The sequence below is a fragment of the Erwinia typographi genome (assembly GCF_000773975.1).
Taxonomy (GTDB): Bacteria; Pseudomonadota; Gammaproteobacteria; order Enterobacterales; family Enterobacteriaceae; genus Erwinia; species Erwinia typographi.
Genome location: NZ_JRUQ01000023.1, coordinates 41,945 through 59,397 on the forward strand (window position 1 = coordinate 41,945; position 17,453 = coordinate 59,397).

The 17,453-nt window shown below is 54.5% G+C and carries 18 protein-coding genes and 1 other RNA gene; 12 read left to right on the forward strand and 7 right to left on the reverse strand.

From position 1 onward, the window contains the following. Positions 1-77 precede the first annotated feature (77 nt). Together NG99_RS06470 and NG99_RS06475 are read left to right on the forward strand one after the other, a co-directional pair. Positions 78-410: a ComEA family DNA-binding protein gene (locus tag NG99_RS06470; protein WP_034889779.1), complete on the forward strand. Its 333-nt coding sequence runs from the start codon at positions 78-80 to the stop codon at positions 408-410. 107 nt (positions 411-517) lie between these two features. After that, the gene (locus NG99_RS06475; RefSeq protein WP_034889782.1) at positions 518-919 is read left to right on the forward strand and encodes an acyl-CoA thioesterase; all 402 of its coding nucleotides are present in this window, start codon (positions 518-520) and stop codon (positions 917-919) included. Here NG99_RS06475 and queC read toward each other — a convergent pair. Both queC and NG99_RS06485 read right to left on the reverse strand, forming a co-directional pair. Then, on the reverse strand, positions 911-1,606 hold the full coding sequence (gene queC / locus NG99_RS06480) for a 7-cyano-7-deazaguanine synthase QueC (RefSeq protein WP_034889828.1): 696 nt from the start codon (positions 1,604-1,606) through the stop codon (positions 911-913). The two genes, NG99_RS06475 and queC, sit on opposite strands and share 9 nt — an antisense overlap. A gap of 66 nt (positions 1,607-1,672) precedes the next feature. After that, on the reverse strand, positions 1,673-3,373 hold the full coding sequence (locus tag NG99_RS06485; RefSeq protein ID WP_034889785.1) for an SgrR family transcriptional regulator: 1,701 nt from the start codon (positions 3,371-3,373) through the stop codon (positions 1,673-1,675). 100 nt (positions 3,374-3,473) lie between these two features. On the opposite strand from NG99_RS06485, the gene cof reads away from it, so the two are divergent. Further along, positions 3,474-4,295: an HMP-PP phosphatase gene (gene cof / locus NG99_RS06490; protein ID WP_034889788.1), complete on the forward strand. Its 822-nt coding sequence runs from the start codon at positions 3,474-3,476 to the stop codon at positions 4,293-4,295. A 75-nt stretch (positions 4,296-4,370) separates the two neighbouring features. Here the strand turns inward: cof and NG99_RS06495 are convergent, their stop codons facing one another. Next, on the reverse strand, positions 4,371-5,405 hold the full coding sequence (locus NG99_RS06495; protein ID WP_034889791.1) for a PLP-dependent cysteine synthase family protein: 1,035 nt from the start codon (positions 5,403-5,405) through the stop codon (positions 4,371-4,373). Positions 5,406-5,517: 112 nt separating this feature from the next. Here NG99_RS06495 and NG99_RS06500 point away from each other — a divergent pair, with 112 nt between their 5' ends. The 5 genes from NG99_RS06500 to amtB all read left to right on the forward strand — a co-directional run bounded on the left by NG99_RS06500 (position 5,518) and on the right by amtB (position 11,476). Beyond that, positions 5,518-5,976, forward strand: a complete 459-nt coding sequence (locus NG99_RS06500) for an Lrp/AsnC family transcriptional regulator (protein WP_034889794.1) — start codon at positions 5,518-5,520, stop codon at positions 5,974-5,976. 39 nt (positions 5,977-6,015) lie between these two features. Further along, positions 6,016-7,785 carry a SmdA family multidrug ABC transporter permease/ATP-binding protein gene (locus NG99_RS06505; RefSeq protein ID WP_034889796.1) on the forward strand — a complete coding sequence of 590 codons (1,770 nt, stop codon included), beginning with the start codon at positions 6,016-6,018 and terminating at the stop codon, positions 7,783-7,785. Further along, positions 7,778-9,541 (forward strand): SmdB family multidrug efflux ABC transporter permease/ATP-binding protein, encoded by a 1,764-nt coding sequence (locus NG99_RS06510; RefSeq protein ID WP_034889799.1) that lies wholly within the window; start codon positions 7,778-7,780, stop codon positions 9,539-9,541. Before NG99_RS06505 ends, NG99_RS06510 begins: the two co-directional genes overlap by 8 nt. A gap of 271 nt (positions 9,542-9,812) precedes the next feature. After that, a complete protein-coding gene (gene glnK / locus NG99_RS06515) occupies positions 9,813-10,151 on the forward strand; it encodes a P-II family nitrogen regulator (RefSeq protein ID WP_007886947.1) in 339 nt (112 codons plus the stop codon). A gap of 20 nt (positions 10,152-10,171) precedes the next feature. Further along, complete coding sequence (gene amtB / locus NG99_RS06520; protein ID WP_157032569.1) at positions 10,172-11,476, forward strand: ammonium transporter AmtB; 1,305 nt, start codon at positions 10,172-10,174, stop codon at positions 11,474-11,476. Between the two features lie 75 nt (positions 11,477-11,551). Here the strand turns inward: amtB and tesB are convergent, their stop codons facing one another. Continuing rightward, positions 11,552-12,424 (reverse strand): acyl-CoA thioesterase II, encoded by an 873-nt coding sequence (gene tesB / locus NG99_RS06525; RefSeq protein ID WP_034889814.1) that lies wholly within the window; start codon positions 12,422-12,424, stop codon positions 11,552-11,554. Positions 12,425-12,643: 219 nt separating this feature from the next. Between tesB and NG99_RS06530 the strand changes: the two genes are divergently transcribed. Further along, complete coding sequence (locus tag NG99_RS06530) at positions 12,644-13,201, forward strand: YbaY family lipoprotein (protein ID WP_034889817.1); 558 nt, start codon at positions 12,644-12,646, stop codon at positions 13,199-13,201. Positions 13,202-13,227: 26 nt separating this feature from the next. On the opposite strand, the gene NG99_RS06535 is transcribed toward NG99_RS06530, so the two are convergent. Further along, the gene (locus NG99_RS06535; RefSeq protein ID WP_034889819.1) at positions 13,228-13,542 is read right to left on the reverse strand and encodes an MGMT family protein; all 315 of its coding nucleotides are present in this window, start codon (positions 13,540-13,542) and stop codon (positions 13,228-13,230) included. A gap of 235 nt (positions 13,543-13,777) precedes the next feature. Here NG99_RS06535 and ffs point away from each other — a divergent pair. From ffs to NG99_RS29895, 3 genes are all read left to right on the forward strand, one after another. After that, an RNA gene (gene ffs / locus NG99_RS28075) (signal recognition particle sRNA small type) lies at positions 13,778-13,874 on the forward strand. A 108-nt stretch (positions 13,875-13,982) separates the two neighbouring features. Continuing rightward, positions 13,983-14,546 carry a hypothetical protein gene (locus NG99_RS29890; protein WP_232298207.1) on the forward strand — a complete coding sequence of 188 codons (564 nt, stop codon included), beginning with the start codon at positions 13,983-13,985 and terminating at the stop codon, positions 14,544-14,546. Beyond that, on the forward strand, positions 14,510-15,070 hold the full coding sequence (locus NG99_RS29895; RefSeq protein ID WP_232298208.1) for a site-specific integrase: 561 nt from the start codon (positions 14,510-14,512) through the stop codon (positions 15,068-15,070). The genes NG99_RS29890 and NG99_RS29895 overlap by 37 nt, the downstream gene beginning before the upstream one ends. Before the next feature lie 58 nt (positions 15,071-15,128). On the opposite strand, the gene NG99_RS28080 is transcribed toward NG99_RS29895, so the two are convergent. Together NG99_RS28080 and NG99_RS29660 are read right to left on the reverse strand one after the other, a co-directional pair. Beyond that, positions 15,129-15,476 carry a DUF4087 domain-containing protein gene (locus tag NG99_RS28080; RefSeq protein ID WP_072017552.1) on the reverse strand — a complete coding sequence of 116 codons (348 nt, stop codon included), beginning with the start codon at positions 15,474-15,476 and terminating at the stop codon, positions 15,129-15,131. A 2-nt stretch (positions 15,477-15,478) separates the two neighbouring features. Continuing rightward, positions 15,479-17,453 (reverse strand): hypothetical protein (locus NG99_RS29660; RefSeq protein WP_072017553.1); only part of this gene is annotated, 1,975 nt, incomplete at its 5' end.

Here is a 17,453-nt window from a genome sequence, read left to right on the forward strand (position 1 = left end):
TCTGTCATCCGGCGTTTGTTTCCTTTCCAGGGCCACAGTAGGGTAGTCGTGCTGTCAAACACATGGAGGAATACAGCATGGAAAAAACACTAAAGGCGCTCTGTTTTGCCGGGGTGATGGGCGCAGTGATGATGGTTGCGCAGTCGGTAAGTGCGGCGGACGTTCTGCCTGCGGCATCTTCTCCGGCTGCCCGACAAATGGCTGGGCAGGCGAACGAGAAAGTCAGTCTGAACCAGGCAAGCGTTGAGGAGCTGGTCGCGGCGCTTAATGGCGTAGGCTTAAAAAAAGCCGAGGCCATCGTCAGCTATCGCGAGCAGTACGGGGATTTTACCGATCTTGAGCAGCTGAGAGAAGTGCCGGGGATCGGCAATGCGCTGGTGGAGAGAAACCTGTCGCGGTTGAAACTGTGATTTCTCTCGCGACTTTAACGCTTTCTCTGCACCGCATGGAAAACGGCTGCTAATCTGTAGAGGTCATACCAGTTGGTGTGGCCTCTACTTGAAAGGGCAGCGTCGCTATGCATACCACTATTAAAGTTCGCGGTTATCATCTGGATGTTTATCAACATGTTAATAATGCCCGTTATCTGGAGTTTCTTGAGGAAGCCCGCTGGGAGTGGCTGGAAAGGCTGGAGTCATTCAGCTGGCTACAGGAAAACCGTCTGGCGTTTGTGGTGGTGAACATTAACATCAACTATCGTCGCCCGGCTGTAATGGGCGACGTACTGGACATCCACAGCAGGCTGGTGCAATTGGGCGGCAAAAGCGGCGTTATTGGTCAGAACGTGACGCTGGCGCCGAACGGTGAAGCCATTGCCGACGCCACGCTGACCTTTGTTTGCATCGATCTGCGCACGCAAAAGGCACAGCCGATGGAGGGCGAACTGAAAAGACGAATGGAGGAGATGCTGTCAGCGTAGGCCGGTCTTGCGCTTCATCTCAGCCATCACCACGTCGCTGTCAGCCTGATAGCCCGTCAGGCCGTTGGCACGCAGATGGCAGGCAGCGCACTCCCCGCAGCCGTCGCCCTTGATGCCGTTATAGCAGGTCAGCGTTTCGTTACGCACCAGCGGTAGCTGCTGCCAGTAATCAGCCAGCGCCCAGGTTTCGGCTTTATTCAGCCACATCAGCGGCGTTTCAAAGCGCACCTCGCGCGCCATGCCCAGCGCAACAGCGTGGTTCAGCGCCTTCACAAACTCATCCCGGCAGTCTGGATAGCCTGAGAAGTCCGTTTCGCAGACGCCGGTAATCACCGCTTCGGCTTCCACCTGATAAGCATAGATGGAGGCCAGCGTGAGAAACAGAATATTGCGCCCCGGCACAAACGTGCTTGGCAGCCCGCTGGCATTGGCATCGTAAGCCGGAACCGGAATGCTGTCGCGAGTCAGGCTGCTGACGGCGAGTTCATTCAGCAAGGTTACGTCGAGCACCTTATGCGCACGCGCGCCAAGAGAGAGCGAGAGCTGGCGGGCAACATCGATTTCCGCATGATGGCGCTGACCGTAATCGAAGGTGATGCAGTGCACCTCATCATACTGTTGCAGAGCCTGAATCAGGCAGGTTGTTGAGTCCTGGCCACCGCTGAAAACCACTACCGCACGCTTCATGTTTATCACCTTAATCATCAGTTACGCCGTATGGTACTGCCTGAAGCGGCAGAAGGGTAGTTCTGCTCAGGAAATGGCAACCGGCGGCGGGATCCACGCGCGGGAGAAATCAAACCATCCCCAGGCATTCAGCGCGATACCTTCGACATCGGGCGGGGCGCTAACCTGATAGCGATAGTTAAACAGCGGAGTGATCACCGACATCGCCATCAACTGATGAAAAGTCTGCTGAAGTCCCCGCTGGCGTTCGTCCTGCAATCTGCTGCACTGAATATCGTCAAGCCCGCCAAGCAGCGAGCGATACGCACCCTCGCCCAGCAGCGTGGGCCAGAGCGGGTCCAGCCTCAGCCAGCTTTCAAGCGTGAATTCCGGCGCTTCACCGATCAGGCGGTCACCCATAATAATGTCCGCAGTTTCCAGCCCGGTATAACCCTGCCAGTTTTTCCCCGGATGAAAGTGCAGCGTTAATGTACAACCCTCTTCGGCCAGCACGTCCTTCAGCTTTTCCGCCATCGCGTGCAGTTCTACGGGCAGATGATAGTGGAGACTGAGCGTAGCGGGTAGCCCGATGGGCTCGCTGTCGTTCACTTCCGGCACCGGCCAGCCTGGCAGCATCTCCTGGCTTGGGGTGATCAGACCCTCTTCAAGCGGCAGCCCGGCAACCACGTTTTTGCTGCGGATCAATGTCAGTATTTTCTGCGCCTGGGCAGGAGAAAGCGCCGCATTCTTTTTCAGCGCCAGATAGCAAAATCCCAGGCTGATCCGACGGCTGACCGGTCTCAGCAGCGACAGCTCATGCAGTTCCCCGATGGCTATCTGTACCGGATGGCGACAGCTTGTCCCCTGCGTTTTGTCAAAAAGCTGTGGAGTGATCCAGTATTCAACCATTTGCATCAAAGGCTGAGGGCCATGGTAGCGCTCATGATTTTCTATCCGTACCAGCTCAGGTGACCAGTGGCTCAGCCGCCAGGGACCGGTGCCCAGCGAGCTCTCTTCGGGGTGAGTCAACAGGCAGGGCACCGTTGCCAGCCGCCAGATCAGCCAGTGATCGGGACGGTGCAGGTCAATGCGCAGGCACATTGTTTGCGGCAGCGAGAGAGATTTAACGCTCGCCAGCAGGCGTGCGCCCAGTGGACTGGCAACGATCTGTTGCAGGCGCTGCATCAGCTGTTGCGACGAAACGCGCTCTCCACTGTGCCAGAACAGCTGTGGCCGCAGAAAGAAGAACCAGCTCAGTCCGTCTTTACTGCACTGCCAGTGATGCGCCAGATCGGGCACCACCCGATCGTCCTGAAATCGGGTCAGTCCGGAAAAAATCTGCCCTGCAAGGTGCTGTTCTGCTCTGCCCGGCATATCAAGGGGATTGAGGGGATCGAGCTGGCGATAATAGGGGATACGTAATGTCGGCCGGTCGTCCAGCCATTGCCCGCCCATAAACGGCTTAAGCAGCTGGTTTAACTGTTCCGGCGCAATCTGTACCAGTTCCAGCGCCTGATGAGACAGGCCGCGATCCAACTGCTGTTGCAGCAGGGCGGTTCTGAGCTGTTCTGGAGAGTGTATAAATGTCAGTTCGCCGCGCTTCCCGCGTCCGGGCTGTGCTTTCCAGTCCAGCCAGCCCAGCCTCTGCCACTGATTGAGCAGGGTTCGCGCATGACGCTCGCTACAGATGCAGCGCAGGGCAATCCCGGCCACGCTGGTCAGCTGCGGGTTGCCAAGGCTGGCCTGCCACAGGCGCTGATACTGATTTAGTCGGTTAAGCTGACGCATAGAGTAAACCCGGAACGCTTTTCAGGAAGTATTCACTATTAGTTCCGTAAATACCAGGTGATACTCAGCGCTCGATGAAAAAACAGACACTGGAGTAACGATGGCCCGTCTGGCGGCATTTGATATGGATGGTACTCTGCTGATGCCCGACCATCAGCTGGGGGAGAGAACCCTCGCGGCTCTGCGCGCGCTGGATGAGCGGGGCGTTTTGCTGACCTTCGCTACTGGTCGCCACTGGCTTGAAATGCAGCCGCTGATTGCCGATTTTAAGCTTGACGCCTGGTTGATCACCGGCAACGGCACTCGCGTACACGACCGGCAGGGCAATCTACTGTCCGCCAGCGACCTCTCGCCAGAGGTTGCGGAAGAGGTTATCCACACCCACTGGAATACCGCGGCCAGTCTGCATCTGTTTAACGATGACGGCTGGCTGACTCAGCACGACCTGCCGCAGATCCTCCATGCGCATCAGATGAGCGGCTTTCGCTATCAGCTGGCAGACCTGAAGCGCATTCCGGCGCATCAGGTCACCAAGCTGTGTTTTATTGCGGAGCATAACGATCTCTGCCAGCTACAGGGGCAGCTGAGGGATGCGCTGGGCGAGCGCGCCCATATCTGCTTCTCAGCCAGAGACTGTCTGGAAGTTCTACCTCCCGGTTGCAATAAAGGCTCCGCGCTGGCTTCGCTGTCGGGATCTCTGGGGATCAGCCTGGCGGAGTGCATGGCGTTTGGCGACGCGATGAATGACCGGGAGATGCTTGAAACCGTCGGGCGCGGTTTCATTATGGGCAACGCGATGAGTCAGCTGAAATCCCTGCTGCCTCATCTGCCGGTTATCGGCCATTGCGAGACGCAGGGCGTTTCTCACTATCTAAACCACTGGCTTTCCACCCCTAACCTCGACTATTCCCCCGAATACTGAGGTCAGCTTACCGGACAGGATGGTCTGGTCATGTAGTTCTTGTGTCACTCGAGCCGGACGGGATAGTCCGGCGTTTTAGCCCAGCATTTGCTGCCACGGGCTGATATCCCCGATATTTTCTCTGACCCAGTCGGCATTATAATAGCTGTCCAGGTAGCGCTCCCCGCTGTCGCACAGCAGCGTGACGATCGACCCCTGACGTTTTTCTTCGGCCATTCTGTTGGCAATCTGTAGCGCACCCCAGACGTTGGTACCGGTTGAAGCGCCAGGCTTGCGGCCAAGCTGTTTTTCCAGCCAGAGCATGGTGGCAATGCTGGCGGCATCCGGGACGCGGATCATCTCATCTACCACGTCGGCAATAAACGAAGGTTCGACGCGCGGGCGGCCAATCCCCTCGATTTTGCCGCACAGGGGGTTACGCAGCGTTTTATCCCGCTGCAGCCAGTAATCATAGAACACGGAGTTTTCAGGATCGACCACCGTCAGCCGTGTGGCATAGCCCTGATAGCGAAGGTAGCGGCCAATGGTGGCCGACGTGCCGCCGGTGCCCGCGCTCATCACAATGCTTTCCGGCACCGGGAACGGCTCATTCTTCATCTGCTGAAAAATGCTGTCGGCAATATTGTTATTGCCGCGCCAGTCGGTGGCCCGCTCGGCAAAGGTGAACTGATCCATAAAATGGCCGTTCAACTCTTTCGCCAGTCGCTCCGATTCGGCATACATCTGGCAGGGATCGCTGACAAAATGGCAACGCCCGCCGTAAAAAGTAATCTGTTCGACCTTACGTCTGGCGGTGGTGGCAGGCATGACGGCGATAAACGGCAGGCCGAGTAGCCGGGCAAAGTAAGCCTCAGAAACGGCGGTACTGCCGGAAGAAGCTTCAACGATCGGCGTGCCTTCTTTAATCCAGCCGTTGCATAAGCCGAATAAAAACAGCGATCGCGCCAGGCGATGCTTCAGGCTGCCGCTGGGATGCGTGCTTTCATCTTTCAGGTAGAGCCAAATCCCTGGAAAAGCAGCCAGCGGCAGCCTGATCAGATGCGTATCAGCCGAGCGCTGAATGTCGGCATTAATCTCTTTTATTGCGTGCGATACCCATGAATCTGACATGTTTCTTCCCCGGAAAAATTTATTAAAGAGTACGGCACTCAGCGGAAAAAAGGTTTACTCTCTTTCCTGTAAAATGACCCATTAAGAGAAAAATATTCTCCCGGATATGGCAATGACAGACAAAACTGACCTTAAGCTGCTGGCGCTCCTGCAACAGGACTGCACCTTGTCGCTCCAGGCGCTGGCCGACGCCGTGCATCTGACCACCACGCCCTGCTGGAAACGGTTGAAAAGGCTGGAGGATGAAGGCTATATTCGCGGCCGCGTTGCGCTGCTGGACGCGGACAAGCTCGATCTGTCGCTGACGGCATTTATGCTGATCAAAACGCAGCAGCACAGCAGCAGCTGGTATCAGCAATTTGTAGAGGTTGTGCAGGCGATGCCGGAAGTGATGGGGTGCTATCGCATGGCCGGTGAATATGACTATTTGTTGAGGATTCAGGCGGCGGATATGAAAACCTATGACGCCTTCTATAAACGTTTAGTGAACGGGGTTCCAGGATTGCTGGATGTGACTTCGAGCTTTGCGATGGAAGAGATAAAATACACCACGGCGCTACCGCTGAAATGAGTCGGTCGCCTCTGCTCAATCTTAACCAGGACGTTTTCTGTGCGACTGTTTAGCCAATTAAGCTGGTATTTTATTCGCGAATGGCGACGCTACCTCGGGGCCGTTGCTCTACTGATTGTTATCGCTCTTCTGCAACTGCTGCCGCCCAAAGTGGTCGGGATGGTGGTTGACGGCGTTTCCCGCCAGCAGATGAGCACCTCGCAGCTACTGATGTGGGTCGGCGTGATGCTGATCGCCGCTGTGGTGGTCTACCTGCTGCGCTATGTCTGGCGGGTGCTGCTGTTCGGGGCCTCTTATCAGTTGGCCGTTGAGCTACGCCAGGATTTCTATCGCCAGCTAAGCCGACAGCATCCCGAATTTTATCTGCGCCACCGTACCGGAGACCTGATCGCCCGCGCCACTAATGATGTCGACCGGGTGGTCTTTGCCGCAGGCGAAGGCGTACTGACGCTGGTGGACTCCCTGGTGATGGGCCTGGTGGTGCTGTTCGTCATGAGCACGCAAATTAGCTGGCAGCTGACGCTGCTGGCTCTGCTGCCGATGCCGATCATGGCGCTGGTGATCAAGCGCTATGGTGACCAGTTGCACAACCGTTTTAAGCTGGCGCAGGCGGCGTTCTCCTCGCTCAACGACCAGACTCAGGAAAGCTTAACCAGCATCAGGATGATTAAGGCTTTTGGTCTTGAAGATCACCAGTCAGGACAGTTCGCGGATATTGCCAGAGATACCGGCAGGAAAAATATGCGGGTGGCCAGAGTCGATGCGCGTTTCGACCCGACGATCTATATCGCGATCGGCATGTCTAACCTGCTGGCGATTGGCGGCGGCAGCTGGCTGGTCTGGCACGGGATGATGACGCTGGGGCAGCTGACCAGCTTCGTAATGTACCTCGGCCTGATGATATGGCCGATGCTGGCGCTGGCCTGGATGTTTAATATTGTAGAGCGAGGAAGCGCGGCCTGGAGCCGGATTCGTTCGCTGCTGTCAGAAGCGCCGACGGTCGGGGAGGGCAGCCAGACTCTTCCGGAAGAGCGCGGATCGTTACAGATTGCTATTAAGGAGTTTTGCTATCCTGGCTCGCAGCATCCTGCCCTCCGGCACGTTAACGTGCAGCTCAAGCCGGGGCATATGCTGGGGCTGTGTGGCCCAACGGGCTCAGGGAAGAGTACTTTGCTGAGCCTGATTCAGCGCCACTTCGATATTGCTCAGGGCGATATTCGCTTTCACGATATTCCCCTGACCGAGCTTCGCCTTGATGGCTGGCGGAGCCGCCTGGCGGTCGTCAGCCAGACGCCGTTCCTGTTTTCAGATACCGTGGCGAACAATATCGCGCTGGGTCGCCCAACCGCGGAGCTTCGCGAGATTGAGCAGGCTGCCAGGCTGGCTAACGTCCATGAAGACATTTTGCGGCTGCCGCAGGGCTACGAGACGCCGGTTGGTGAGCGAGGCGTGATGCTTTCCGGCGGGCAAAAGCAGCGTATCTCGATCGCCAGGGCGCTGCTGCTGGATGCCGAAATCCTGATCCTGGACGATGCGCTTTCGGCCGTGGATGGCCGAACGGAGCATCAGATCCTGCATAATCTGCGGCGCTGGGGGCAGGGTAGAACGGTGATTATCAGCGCGCACCGCCTGTCTGCTTTGACGGAAGCCAGTGAAATCCTGGTGATGCAGAAAGGCGCGCTCGTACAGCGCGGCCAGCATGAGCAGCTCGTCTCCGTGAAGGGCTGGTATCAGGATATGTATCGCTATCAGCAGCTTGAGGCGGCGCTGGATGAAGAAGAGAACGAAAAGGGCGTTTCGCATGGCTAGTCTTAACCCACTCTGGCCCACGCTGAAACGCCTGTTGAGTTACGGATCGCCATGGCGCAAGTCGCTTGGCCTGGCCGTGCTGCTGCTGTGGATTGCGGCGGCGGCAGAGGTGATGGGGCCGGTCCTGGTCAGCTATTTCATTGATCATATGGTAGCCAGACACCGTATGCCGGTAGCGCTGGTAGCCGGGCTGGCGACCAGTTTTATTCTGCTGCAGATCCTCGCGGCAGCTCTGCATTACTGGCAGTCACTGCTGTTTAATCAGGCGGCGGTAGGCGTCGTCCAGCAGCTCCGTATGGACGTGATGGACGCGGCACTGCGTCAGCCGCTCAGCGCGTTTGATACCCAACCCGTTGGGCAAATTATCTCACGCGTGACCAACGATACCGAAGTGGTTCGCGATCTTTACGTCACGGTTGTCGCCACGGTGCTGCGCAGCGCCGCGCTGATCGGCGCGATGCTGGTGGCGATGTTCAGCCTGGACTGGCGCATGGCGCTGGTGGCGATCCTCATTTTTCCGGCAGTGCTGACGGTGATGCTGATTTATCAGCGCTACAGCACGCCTATCGTGCGTCGCGTTCGCAGCTATCTGGCCGATATCAATAACGGTTTTAATGAAGTCATCAACGGTATGAGCGTAATCCAGCAGTTTCGCCAGCAGGCGCGCTTTGGCGAACGGATGGGGGAAGCCAGCCGTTCGCACTACCTGGCGCGGATGGAAACCCTGAAGCTGGATGGCTTCCTGCTGCGACCGCTGCTGAGCCTGTTTTCAGCGCTGATCCTCTGCGGGCTGATGATCCTGTTTGGCTTCTCTTCTACGGGCAGTATCGAGGTCGGCGTGCTCTATGCCTTTATTAACTACCTTGGCCGGCTTAATGAACCGCTGATCGAGCTGACCACGCAGCAGTCAATGCTACAGCAGGCGGTGGTGGCCGGGGAGCGCATCTTCGAGCTAATCGATGCCCCTCGCCAGCGCTATGGCACTGATGAAAGGCCTCTGGCCTCCGGGAAGGTTGCGGTGAAGGATCTCACCTTTGCCTACCGGGACGAGCGCAACGTGCTGAGCGACATTTCTCTGGACATACCCTCGCGCAACTTCGTTGCTTTGGTAGGGCATACCGGCAGCGGCAAAAGCACGCTGGCTAATCTTATGATGGGCTATTACCCGTTGCAGCAGGGAGAGATTTACCTTGATGAACGGCCGCTGTCCAGCCTTAGCCATCGCGTCCTGCGCCAGGGCGTGGCGATGGTCCAGCAGGACCCGGTGGTCCTGGCCGACACCTTCTTTGCCAACGTGACGCTGGGGCGGGCAATCCCGGAAGAGGATGTCTGGGCCGCACTGGAAACGGTCCAGCTTGCTGAGCTGGCCCGCGGCTTGCCGGAGGGGATTCACACCCGCCTGGGTGAGCAGGGGAATACCCTCTCGGTAGGGCAAAAGCAGCTGCTGGCGATGGCAAGAGTGCTGGTTGCTTCACCGCAAATACTGATCCTGGACGAGGCCACGGCGAATATCGACTCCGGCACCGAGCAGGCAATCCAGCAGGCGCTGAAAGCCGTAGGTGAAAAAACCACGCTGGTGGTCATTGCGCACCGGCTTTCGACGATTGTTGATGCCGATACCATCCTGGTATTGCACCGTGGCCGTGCCGTTGAGCAGGGGAGCCACCAGACGCTGTTGGAGAAACAGGGCCGCTACTGGCAAATGTATCAATTACAGCAGGTCGGTGAGGAACTGGAGGCAGGTGAAGCGGTATAAACGCTGCCGCTTCGCTGCACCTCAATCGGGCATAAAAATTGGCAAAACACCTCACATGCACTTTCTTAATGCGCAACGCACTTTTAGGGTGCGTTTTTTCTGCCTGCTTCTCAGTTTGTTTCTCACTCCCCGCGAAACGGCGCTGACAGGAACTCAGGGCCAGACTGACTAATCGTCTGAAAAATGCCAATTTTTAATATATGGCACAGCCTTTGCTTTAATCCATCCGTGTCGGGCTAAACAACCATTTTCAATACCTGGAGGGGATCGTATGAAGCTGGTTACCGTGGTAATCAAACCGTTTAAACTGGAAGACGTGCGTGAAGCACTGTCCTCTATCGGTATTCAGGGGCTGACCGTTACCGAAGTAAAAGGTTTTGGTCGCCAGAAGGGACATGCAGAACTTTATCGCGGTGCTGAGTACAGCGTGAACTTCCTGCCAAAAGTAAAAATAGATATTGCGATTGCAGACGACCAGCTTGATGAAGTGGTTGATGTCATTAGCAAGGCTGCCTATACCGGCAAAATTGGTGACGGTAAGATCTTTGTTGCAGAGCTGCAGCGAGTCATCCGTATTCGCACTGGCGAAACAGACGAAGCAGCGCTGTAATCTCGGGGCTTAGAATTGTGATGGGATGGGATAAAATGAAGAAAAAACTTGCTGTATTTGGCCTCGCCAGCCTGGCATTGTTACCGTCGCTTGCTATGGCGGCAGCCCCGGCAGTGGCAGATAAAGCCGATAATGCTTTTATGATGATCTGCACCGCGCTGGTGCTGTTCATGACGCTGCCAGGCATTGCCCTGTTTTACGGCGGTTTGATTCGTGGAAAGAACGTGCTTTCCATGATGACTCAGGTCGCCGTGACCTTTGCTATGGTTTGCGTGCTGTGGATGATTTATGGCTATTCTCTGGCCTTCAGTGAAGGAAATGCCTTCTTCGGCGGCTTCAGCCTGGCCATGTTGAAAAACATTCAGCTGACCGCGCTGGTCGGTTCTTTCTATCAGTATATTCACGTTGCCTTCCAGGCTTCATTCGCCTGTATCACCGTGGGTCTGATTGTGGGTTCCATCGCTGAACGCGTACGTTTCTCTGCGGTGCTGATCTTCGTGGCTATCTGGCTGACCTTCTCCTACCTGCCGATTGCGCATATGGTCTGGTCAGGCGGTCTGCTGGCACAGGACGGTGCGCTGGACTTCGCTGGTGGTACCGTAGTGCACATCAACGCCGCAGTTGCTGGCCTGGTGGGGGCTTACCTGGTAGGCAAACGCGCTGGCTTCGGCAAAGAAGCGTTTAAGCCACACAATCTGCCAATGGTCTTCACCGGCACCGCGATCCTCTACGTGGGCTGGTTTGGCTTCAACGCTGGCTCAGCCAGTGCCGCCAACGAAATCGCTGGCCTGGCGTTCCTGAATACCGTCATGGCTACCGCTGGCGCAATGCTCAGCTGGACCTTCGGTGAGTGGGCGCTGCGCGGCAAACCTTCCCTGCTGGGCGTCTGCTCAGGCGTGATCGCTGGTCTGGTTGCTATCACCCCTGCCTGTGGTTATGTTGGCGTCGGCGGTGCGCTGATTATCGGTATCGTCGGTGGCCTTGCCGGACTGTGGGGTGTGACCACCCTGAAGAAATGGTTGCGTGTCGATGACCCTTGCGATGTGTTCGGTGTTCACGGCGTGTGCGGCATCGTAGGCTGTATCCTCACCGGCGTCTTCGCTTCCTCTTCACTGGGCGGCGTAGGTTATGCCGAAGGTGTGACCATGGGCCATCAGGTTTGGGTTCAGCTGTTCAGCGTGGGCGTGACCATTGTCTGGACCGGCGTTGTCGCCTTTGTCGCCTTCAAAGTTGCTGACATGATCGTAGGTCTGCGCGTACCTGAAGACCAGGAGCGTGAAGGTCTGGACGTGAACAGCCACGGCGAGAATGCTTACAACCAGTAAGATAAAATCAGAAAAGTAGTGCGCTCAACAACAATGAAAAACGGCTCCTGCGGGAGCCGTTTCTTTTTCTGCTGTTTACGGCTGTTTGCCGTTGCGGACCCTCATTACGCCTTCCTGCACCGTTGAGGCAACCAGCGTACCGTCCTGGGTATAAAACTCCCCGCGTACAAAACCACGGGCACCGGAGGCTGAAGTGCTCTCGACGCTGTAGAGTAGCCACTGATTCAAATCGAACGGGCGGTGGAACCACATCGAGTGATCGATGGTGGCAACCTGCATACCGGGTTCAAGAAATCCTTTACCATGAGGCTGAAGCGCAACGGGCAGGAAGTTGAAGTCTGAAGCGTAGCCCAGCAGATATTGATGGATCCGTTTGTCATCGGGCATGTTGCCATTTGCCCGTATCCAGACGTGGCGGGTGGGCTCGTCAACGTGGCCCTTCAGCGGGTTGTGGAACTTAACCGGCCGGATTTCAAATGGCTTCTCGGCGAGAAATTTCTCCCGCGCTTTTTCAGGAATAAAATGGGCCAGCTGTCTGGCGAGATCGCCTTCGCTGGGCAGGTCATTCGGGCCGACAACGTTGGGCATGGTTTTCTGATGCTCAAAGCCGCTCTCCGGTGCCTGAAACGACGCCGTCATATAGAAAATAGGATGCCCATTCTGCACGGCGCTGACTCTTCTGGCGCTGAAGCTCTGCCCGTCACGTAGCGTCTCCACGTCATATATAATGGCCTTCTGGCTGTCGCCGGGGCGCAAAAAGTAACTATGGAAGGAGTGAATGATGCGGTCGGCCGGGACGGTCTGCTTGGCCGCATACAGCGCCTGCCCTACGACCTGACCACCAAAGACCTGGCGCAGGCCAAGATCTTCACTCTGGCCGCGAAACAGGCCTTCTTCCAGCTTTTCCAGGTTCAACAGGTTTAACAGGTTTTGCAGGGCCTGACTCATGGGGTTTTTCCTCGGTGATACACTGCATTCATTTTGCGAGATCCGACCAGTTACCGTCAACGGGGCGGGCTAATTATCTTTACCACCGTGCGGGAAAAGGGAGCGACCAGGAAAAAATCAGTAAGTTGTGCCAGAATTAAGGCTTACAGAACAGTAAATCACGGTTTTCAGGCTAACTGAAACATCACTATCTGCATTGATCATAAGGAGAATAAATCAATGAAAATCTGGCCAATGCTAACTGGTGCCGCGCTGGCGGTGGCGCTTTCTGGGTGTGCTGACAAAGGAAAAGATGTGCCGACGGCGACGCTGGCTTCACAGGTAGCGGGGGAGCAGTCAACGCTTCGCCAGCCTAACGTTAGCGGTTCTGTCTTTATTCGTCAGCGTATAGCCCTGCCGCCTGATGCGGTGCTGACCGTCACGCTGTCTGATGCTTCGCTTGCCGATGCGCCTTCCAGGGTCATCTCTCAGCGCGTGGTAAGAACGGACGGTAAGCAGGCGCCGTTCGCCTTTATTCTGCCCTATAATCCGGCAGATATTCAGCCGAACGCCCGTATTTTGCTGAGTGCGGCCATCACCCTGGACGGCAAAATGATGTTTATTACCGATGCGGTTAAGCCGGTGATAAACAATGGCGGCACTAAGCAGGAGCTGCTGTTAGTGCCGGTGCCTTCAATGGCGATGCCAACGCAAGGCGGAGCGGCAACAACCGTACCTTCAACCTCACCGACGCAGGTGAATCCTTCAGCAGCTATTCCTGCGCCTTCCTCACTGTGAGCCTTTCCGCCCCGCAAGGGGCGGATTTAGTCACCTTCCCAGCGGTACTGCTTTAGCACTATCTTGCCTTCCGGGCTAACCTCAATACCTTCCTCCAGCAGCGCCTGGCGCTGGCGATCGAGATTGTCGCCGCTTAACGAAATCTCGCCAAGCCGGTTAATCACCCGATGCCAGGGAAGCTTGCTGCCTTTCGGCAGTCGCTTCAGCACGCCACCGACCTGGCGAGCCGCGCGCGGAGAACCAGCAAGACGAGCAATATCGCCGTAGGTGGTGACCTTACCGTAGGGGATTGCGGCGAGTATCTGATAAACACGTTGTTGAAAGCTGTCGTGGCGATCCATCTGTCCTCCCTCAATGATTCACCACAGTAATCGAAAGTGAGGAACATCTGAAGCGATTTCATGACGTTATAACAGCGGCTGGGGAGGTGACGTATCGGCTTTGAAAACAATCAGATAGGCAGAATGACAGGGGGTTGCGCAAGAAAGCAACGGTTGCCAGGCACGGGCTTGCAATTGCCTGGGGCTTCATTGATAATGCCCTCGCTCCATCTGATGGAGCACTCAATGGGGGCCCGGTTGGTTCTCCCGCAATGCTAACTTGTGAACTCGGTCAGATCCGGAAGGAAGCAGCCGCAGCAGGTGACGCGTGTGCCGGGATGTAGCTGGCAGGGCCCCCACCCAATTCTGCTAACTGCATGATGCCCATCATGTAACCCTCTTTTTTAGTGCATTGAAACGGCGGTGATACAACTTTTGTGTATCACTTAGGACGCTAATCAATGTCGCATCTTATGCTTTCCCGTCACGGGATCTGGTACTACCGAAGGGTCTACCTGGCACCTCGGAAACGCCGTGAAATTCGTATTTCTCTTCGCACACGTTCCAAGCGTGAAGCTTTGCTCCGTGTGGAGAAATATGTCATCTCACAACCTTTCCACTGCGTTCCGCAGTCCATCCCGGCACACACAGCAACCCCGTCTGCTTCCTTCCAACAGCCACAACAGAAAAAGCCATTCAAGAGCCTGAAGAATGAGCTTGATAAGTATACGAAAAGCAAAGTGGGATCAGTTGGTGAACGGGAAATACTGACCATCAACAGGTGCGTGAATGCATATCTGAATTCTACAAAAGAGCCTTTTAGTAAAAGAAGCGCGGCGGCGTTTGTTGATGGTCTTGAAGGTTCAGAATCCACCAGAAACCGTTACATCAAAAAGAACTCGGCGTTTTTCAAATGGTTTGCGACTCGTCCAGATGAAGACATTCGAAACCCATCGAGGGAATGGGCGTTAAGGAAACAACCGCACCGATGGATCGCCGTCCAGCGTATACACTCAACGATTTGAAACGCTTGCACATTGCTTTACATGGTGTGAAGGATTGGAAGCGGTGGATCATTCTGATTGGTCGCTATTCTGGCATGAGACAGAATGAAAACTGCCAGCTTTATCACAACGACGTGATGAAGATCGACGGGATCGGGTGTTTCCGTATCGATAACCTGAACCCAAATCAGACGCTTAAAACGGACAGTTCGCGGCGGTTTGTACCAATTCATTCTCAACTGCTGACGCTTGGTCTGCTTGATTTCATCAAAGACAGAAAAGGGCATCTGTTCCCTGAGCTAACTTTGCATCTTGGTAGCTATGGTCACTATTTCAGCCGCTGGTTCACAAGGTTCCGGGGCAAGCATGGTTTACCTGAATATCATTCGTTACGTCACTACGCCGCCACAACATTCAAACAAAATGGCTTCCCTGAACAGTCCGCCTCGCAGGTACTCGGACATTCTAACGCGACGATAACTTATAACCGATACGGAAAAGGTGTTGATGTCTCGCGGTTGGTTGAACTGGTAGAGGTTCTGTAGAACAAAAAACTATGTGAGTGCAAAGCGGAGGCTGAATTTCCTCCGCTTAGGCTAGAAATTAGGGTTTTGGGAGAGTTTTATCTGTTTCGCAACGGCTAAGAGGTAGAACTTTAGAGCTATAAATCTGTGTAACCTTCTTATCGCTTTTGTTTACATCAACTCGAATACATGAGCAACCATACCCATAGTTTCCGTTGGTTTTAACAAATTGTTCATCCGGGAAATCCTTTAATTTTTCGATGCCTGGGGCAGAATATCCACCTTGCAACGAAATATCCCAAGTACCATCTTTATCAATAAGCCATTGATTAGATGGCGTAGGATTTTGTAACCAGCCACACCGTAACTCACTGGCAAAAGCATGACTGCTTAAAATCAGTAAGGCCAATGGTAAAATTTTTCTCATTGCTATTCTCCCGCATCCAGGTTGCTTAAAAAGTCAATAGCGAAACCTTTGATCTGCTCTGCATGATCGAGGCCGTTTATGCACCGTCTTGCATGAAAAAAATCTGTGCTTGCGCTGTTGACATAATCGGTCAATTTCTTACCTGTGAACACACCGTTCTTGAAACCATCGATAAGAATAAATAGCGCATTATCAGGATCTAATGCTTTATCTGGGTCCGCAACCAAATCGATCCCTAACTTTTCTGAATATGCTTGATAGTTGTAATCCCAGGTGATTTGGACAAATCCACGACCATAGTATGGGTAGTAGCGGTAATGGGTTCTTCTGTATTCGTCCGTCGAAGTGTGACCAACCCAGTCACCTTCTCTCACTGGTTTGAATGTATCGCCTGTTTCGCGTTTAACGGTGGCTAAAATGTATGCAATTTGGGTGTTAAGCGTGAAACCCTGATTCTTGCTCTCTTCAATAATGGCTCGAATTGTGCTTTCTCTTGTCGAGAAATCGTACCCAGCGGATTTGATCGCATCGAGAAACACCACCGGATGCATATGCCACAGAGCCTCACTGCTACGGATCTCCGATACGTCCTTCATCCACACCAGTTTATTGATGAAATCGCGGTTATACAGTGCCATGTCCGGGTATTTCTTCGCCTGTTCATCCAGTGCGGCCTGCCAAAGGGCTGATGTACCATCTTTGAGCCACTCGCTGTGATGCTTAACCACCAGGCGTTGTACCTGATACTGGATATGTGGCTGGCGGTTGTGCATAAACCGCCACAGTTCACCAGCATCGACTACACCATCCTGGTTTGAATCCATCTGCTTTAGCAACTTCTGATACTTTTCGGTGTAGCTGGAGGAATACATATCTCGGGTTTCGCCCCTGGCTAATTCTTCAAGTCGCCCGAACGCTTGTCGCAGCCAGCTTTCTTTTGGGGTCTGGAAAATGCTTTGTGGGGCGTCCTCCTGTTCCAGAGGTATAAATCCCCGTTTTTCAAGATCAAATTGATTTACTCTCTCCACATCTTCCGCAGCCATCCATGCCTGCTCTTCTGGAATGTAATACCAGGTCTTTCCGTCAACTTCCAGTTGTCGGCACTGAGTTGCGAGAGTGTAACGCTCTGCCGTTGTTGGTGAAGGGTCACCGCCGACACCAGCCACGACAAAAGAATTATCTCTGTCACGATGCTGCCAGCGCATTTTATCCGCCAGAGTATGCAGTCCTGCGGCTCCATTCGTCACGCCAGCCTTGTTAGTCAGAAAATTCTTCATCCGTGCATCCTGGCTGAATACTTCCAGATGACAGAAATACTGAGGGTTACCATATGGTTGCTCAATCAGGCTCAAGTGACCTATAACATCCCCGGTCTTAATCGCAAGTGCATCCTCCCCGGATACCGTCACGACCTGATTAAACACGCCATGTTTACGCGCTTCCTGCATCCATGCTGGTAATGCAATGCCTTGCCTCTTAACAAACTTATCCAGGCCAGAAATCCAGCCAGACTTTCCGACAGATAATCCGGTTTTGGTACCTTCGGGGACCGACACAACGGTAATAAAAATGAATGGAGCTTGCCTGCCGTTAAGAATAAAAGTTGCCTCTTGTTCAATCTCTACGACTGAACCGCGCGGTAACGTAGTATGCGTGTCTTGCGGAGCTTTATAGTGATGCAGTGCATCGCGGGGAATGTTTATCCCCTGGGAAATTCCGTTACGCATCCAACCCGAAAATGTGTTGTCCTGACGGATTTTCAACGCGCTGGCGGTCACGGTGGCTGTCGGCTTGTCCGTAATTCCGTACTCAAACAGTGGAGCTATCTGCATCCACAGCGTATAGAAGTCCAGTGAGTTATCTGGTTTGTCTTTATCCGGGGTGCAGATTGACTTGATGAGAACAAAGGTGGTGCTGAATTTGAGTATCTTCTTTTTGAACGGGGCGGTCTGGTAATCTGTAGTGGTTGAATAATCA

What these genes read in the sequence shown, in the direction of transcription:
- NG99_RS06470 (WP_034889779.1), top strand. Translation starts at nt 78, where the DNA reads ATGGAAAAAACACTAAAGGCGCTCTGTTTTGCCGGGGTGATGGGCGCA.
- NG99_RS06475 (WP_034889782.1), top strand. Translation starts at nt 518, where the DNA reads ATGCATACCACTATTAAAGTTCGCGGTTATCATCTGGATGTTTATCAA.
- queC (WP_034889828.1), bottom strand. Translation starts at nt 1,606, where the DNA reads ATGAAGCGTGCGGTAGTGGTTTTCAGCGGTGGCCAGGACTCAACAACC.
- NG99_RS06485 (WP_034889785.1), bottom strand. Translation starts at nt 3,373, where the DNA reads ATGCGTCAGCTTAACCGACTAAATCAGTATCAGCGCCTGTGGCAGGCC.
- cof (WP_034889788.1), top strand. Translation starts at nt 3,474, where the DNA reads ATGGCCCGTCTGGCGGCATTTGATATGGATGGTACTCTGCTGATGCCC.
- NG99_RS06495 (WP_034889791.1), bottom strand. Translation starts at nt 5,405, where the DNA reads ATGTCAGATTCATGGGTATCGCACGCAATAAAAGAGATTAATGCCGAC.
- NG99_RS06500 (WP_034889794.1), top strand. Translation starts at nt 5,518, where the DNA reads ATGACAGACAAAACTGACCTTAAGCTGCTGGCGCTCCTGCAACAGGAC.
- NG99_RS06510 (WP_034889799.1), top strand. Translation starts at nt 7,778, where the DNA reads ATGGCTAGTCTTAACCCACTCTGGCCCACGCTGAAACGCCTGTTGAGT.
- glnK (WP_007886947.1), top strand. Translation starts at nt 9,813, where the DNA reads ATGAAGCTGGTTACCGTGGTAATCAAACCGTTTAAACTGGAAGACGTG.
- amtB (WP_157032569.1), top strand. Translation starts at nt 10,172, where the DNA reads ATGGGATGGGATAAAATGAAGAAAAAACTTGCTGTATTTGGCCTCGCC.
- tesB (WP_034889814.1), bottom strand. Translation starts at nt 12,424, where the DNA reads ATGAGTCAGGCCCTGCAAAACCTGTTAAACCTGTTGAACCTGGAAAAG.
- NG99_RS06530 (WP_034889817.1), top strand. Translation starts at nt 12,644, where the DNA reads ATGAAAATCTGGCCAATGCTAACTGGTGCCGCGCTGGCGGTGGCGCTT.
- NG99_RS06535 (WP_034889819.1), bottom strand. Translation starts at nt 13,542, where the DNA reads ATGGATCGCCACGACAGCTTTCAACAACGTGTTTATCAGATACTCGCC.
- NG99_RS29890 (WP_232298207.1), top strand. Translation starts at nt 13,983, where the DNA reads ATGTCGCATCTTATGCTTTCCCGTCACGGGATCTGGTACTACCGAAGG.
- NG99_RS29895 (WP_232298208.1), top strand. Translation starts at nt 14,510, where the DNA reads ATGGATCGCCGTCCAGCGTATACACTCAACGATTTGAAACGCTTGCAC.
- NG99_RS28080 (WP_072017552.1), bottom strand. Translation starts at nt 15,476, where the DNA reads ATGAGAAAAATTTTACCATTGGCCTTACTGATTTTAAGCAGTCATGCT.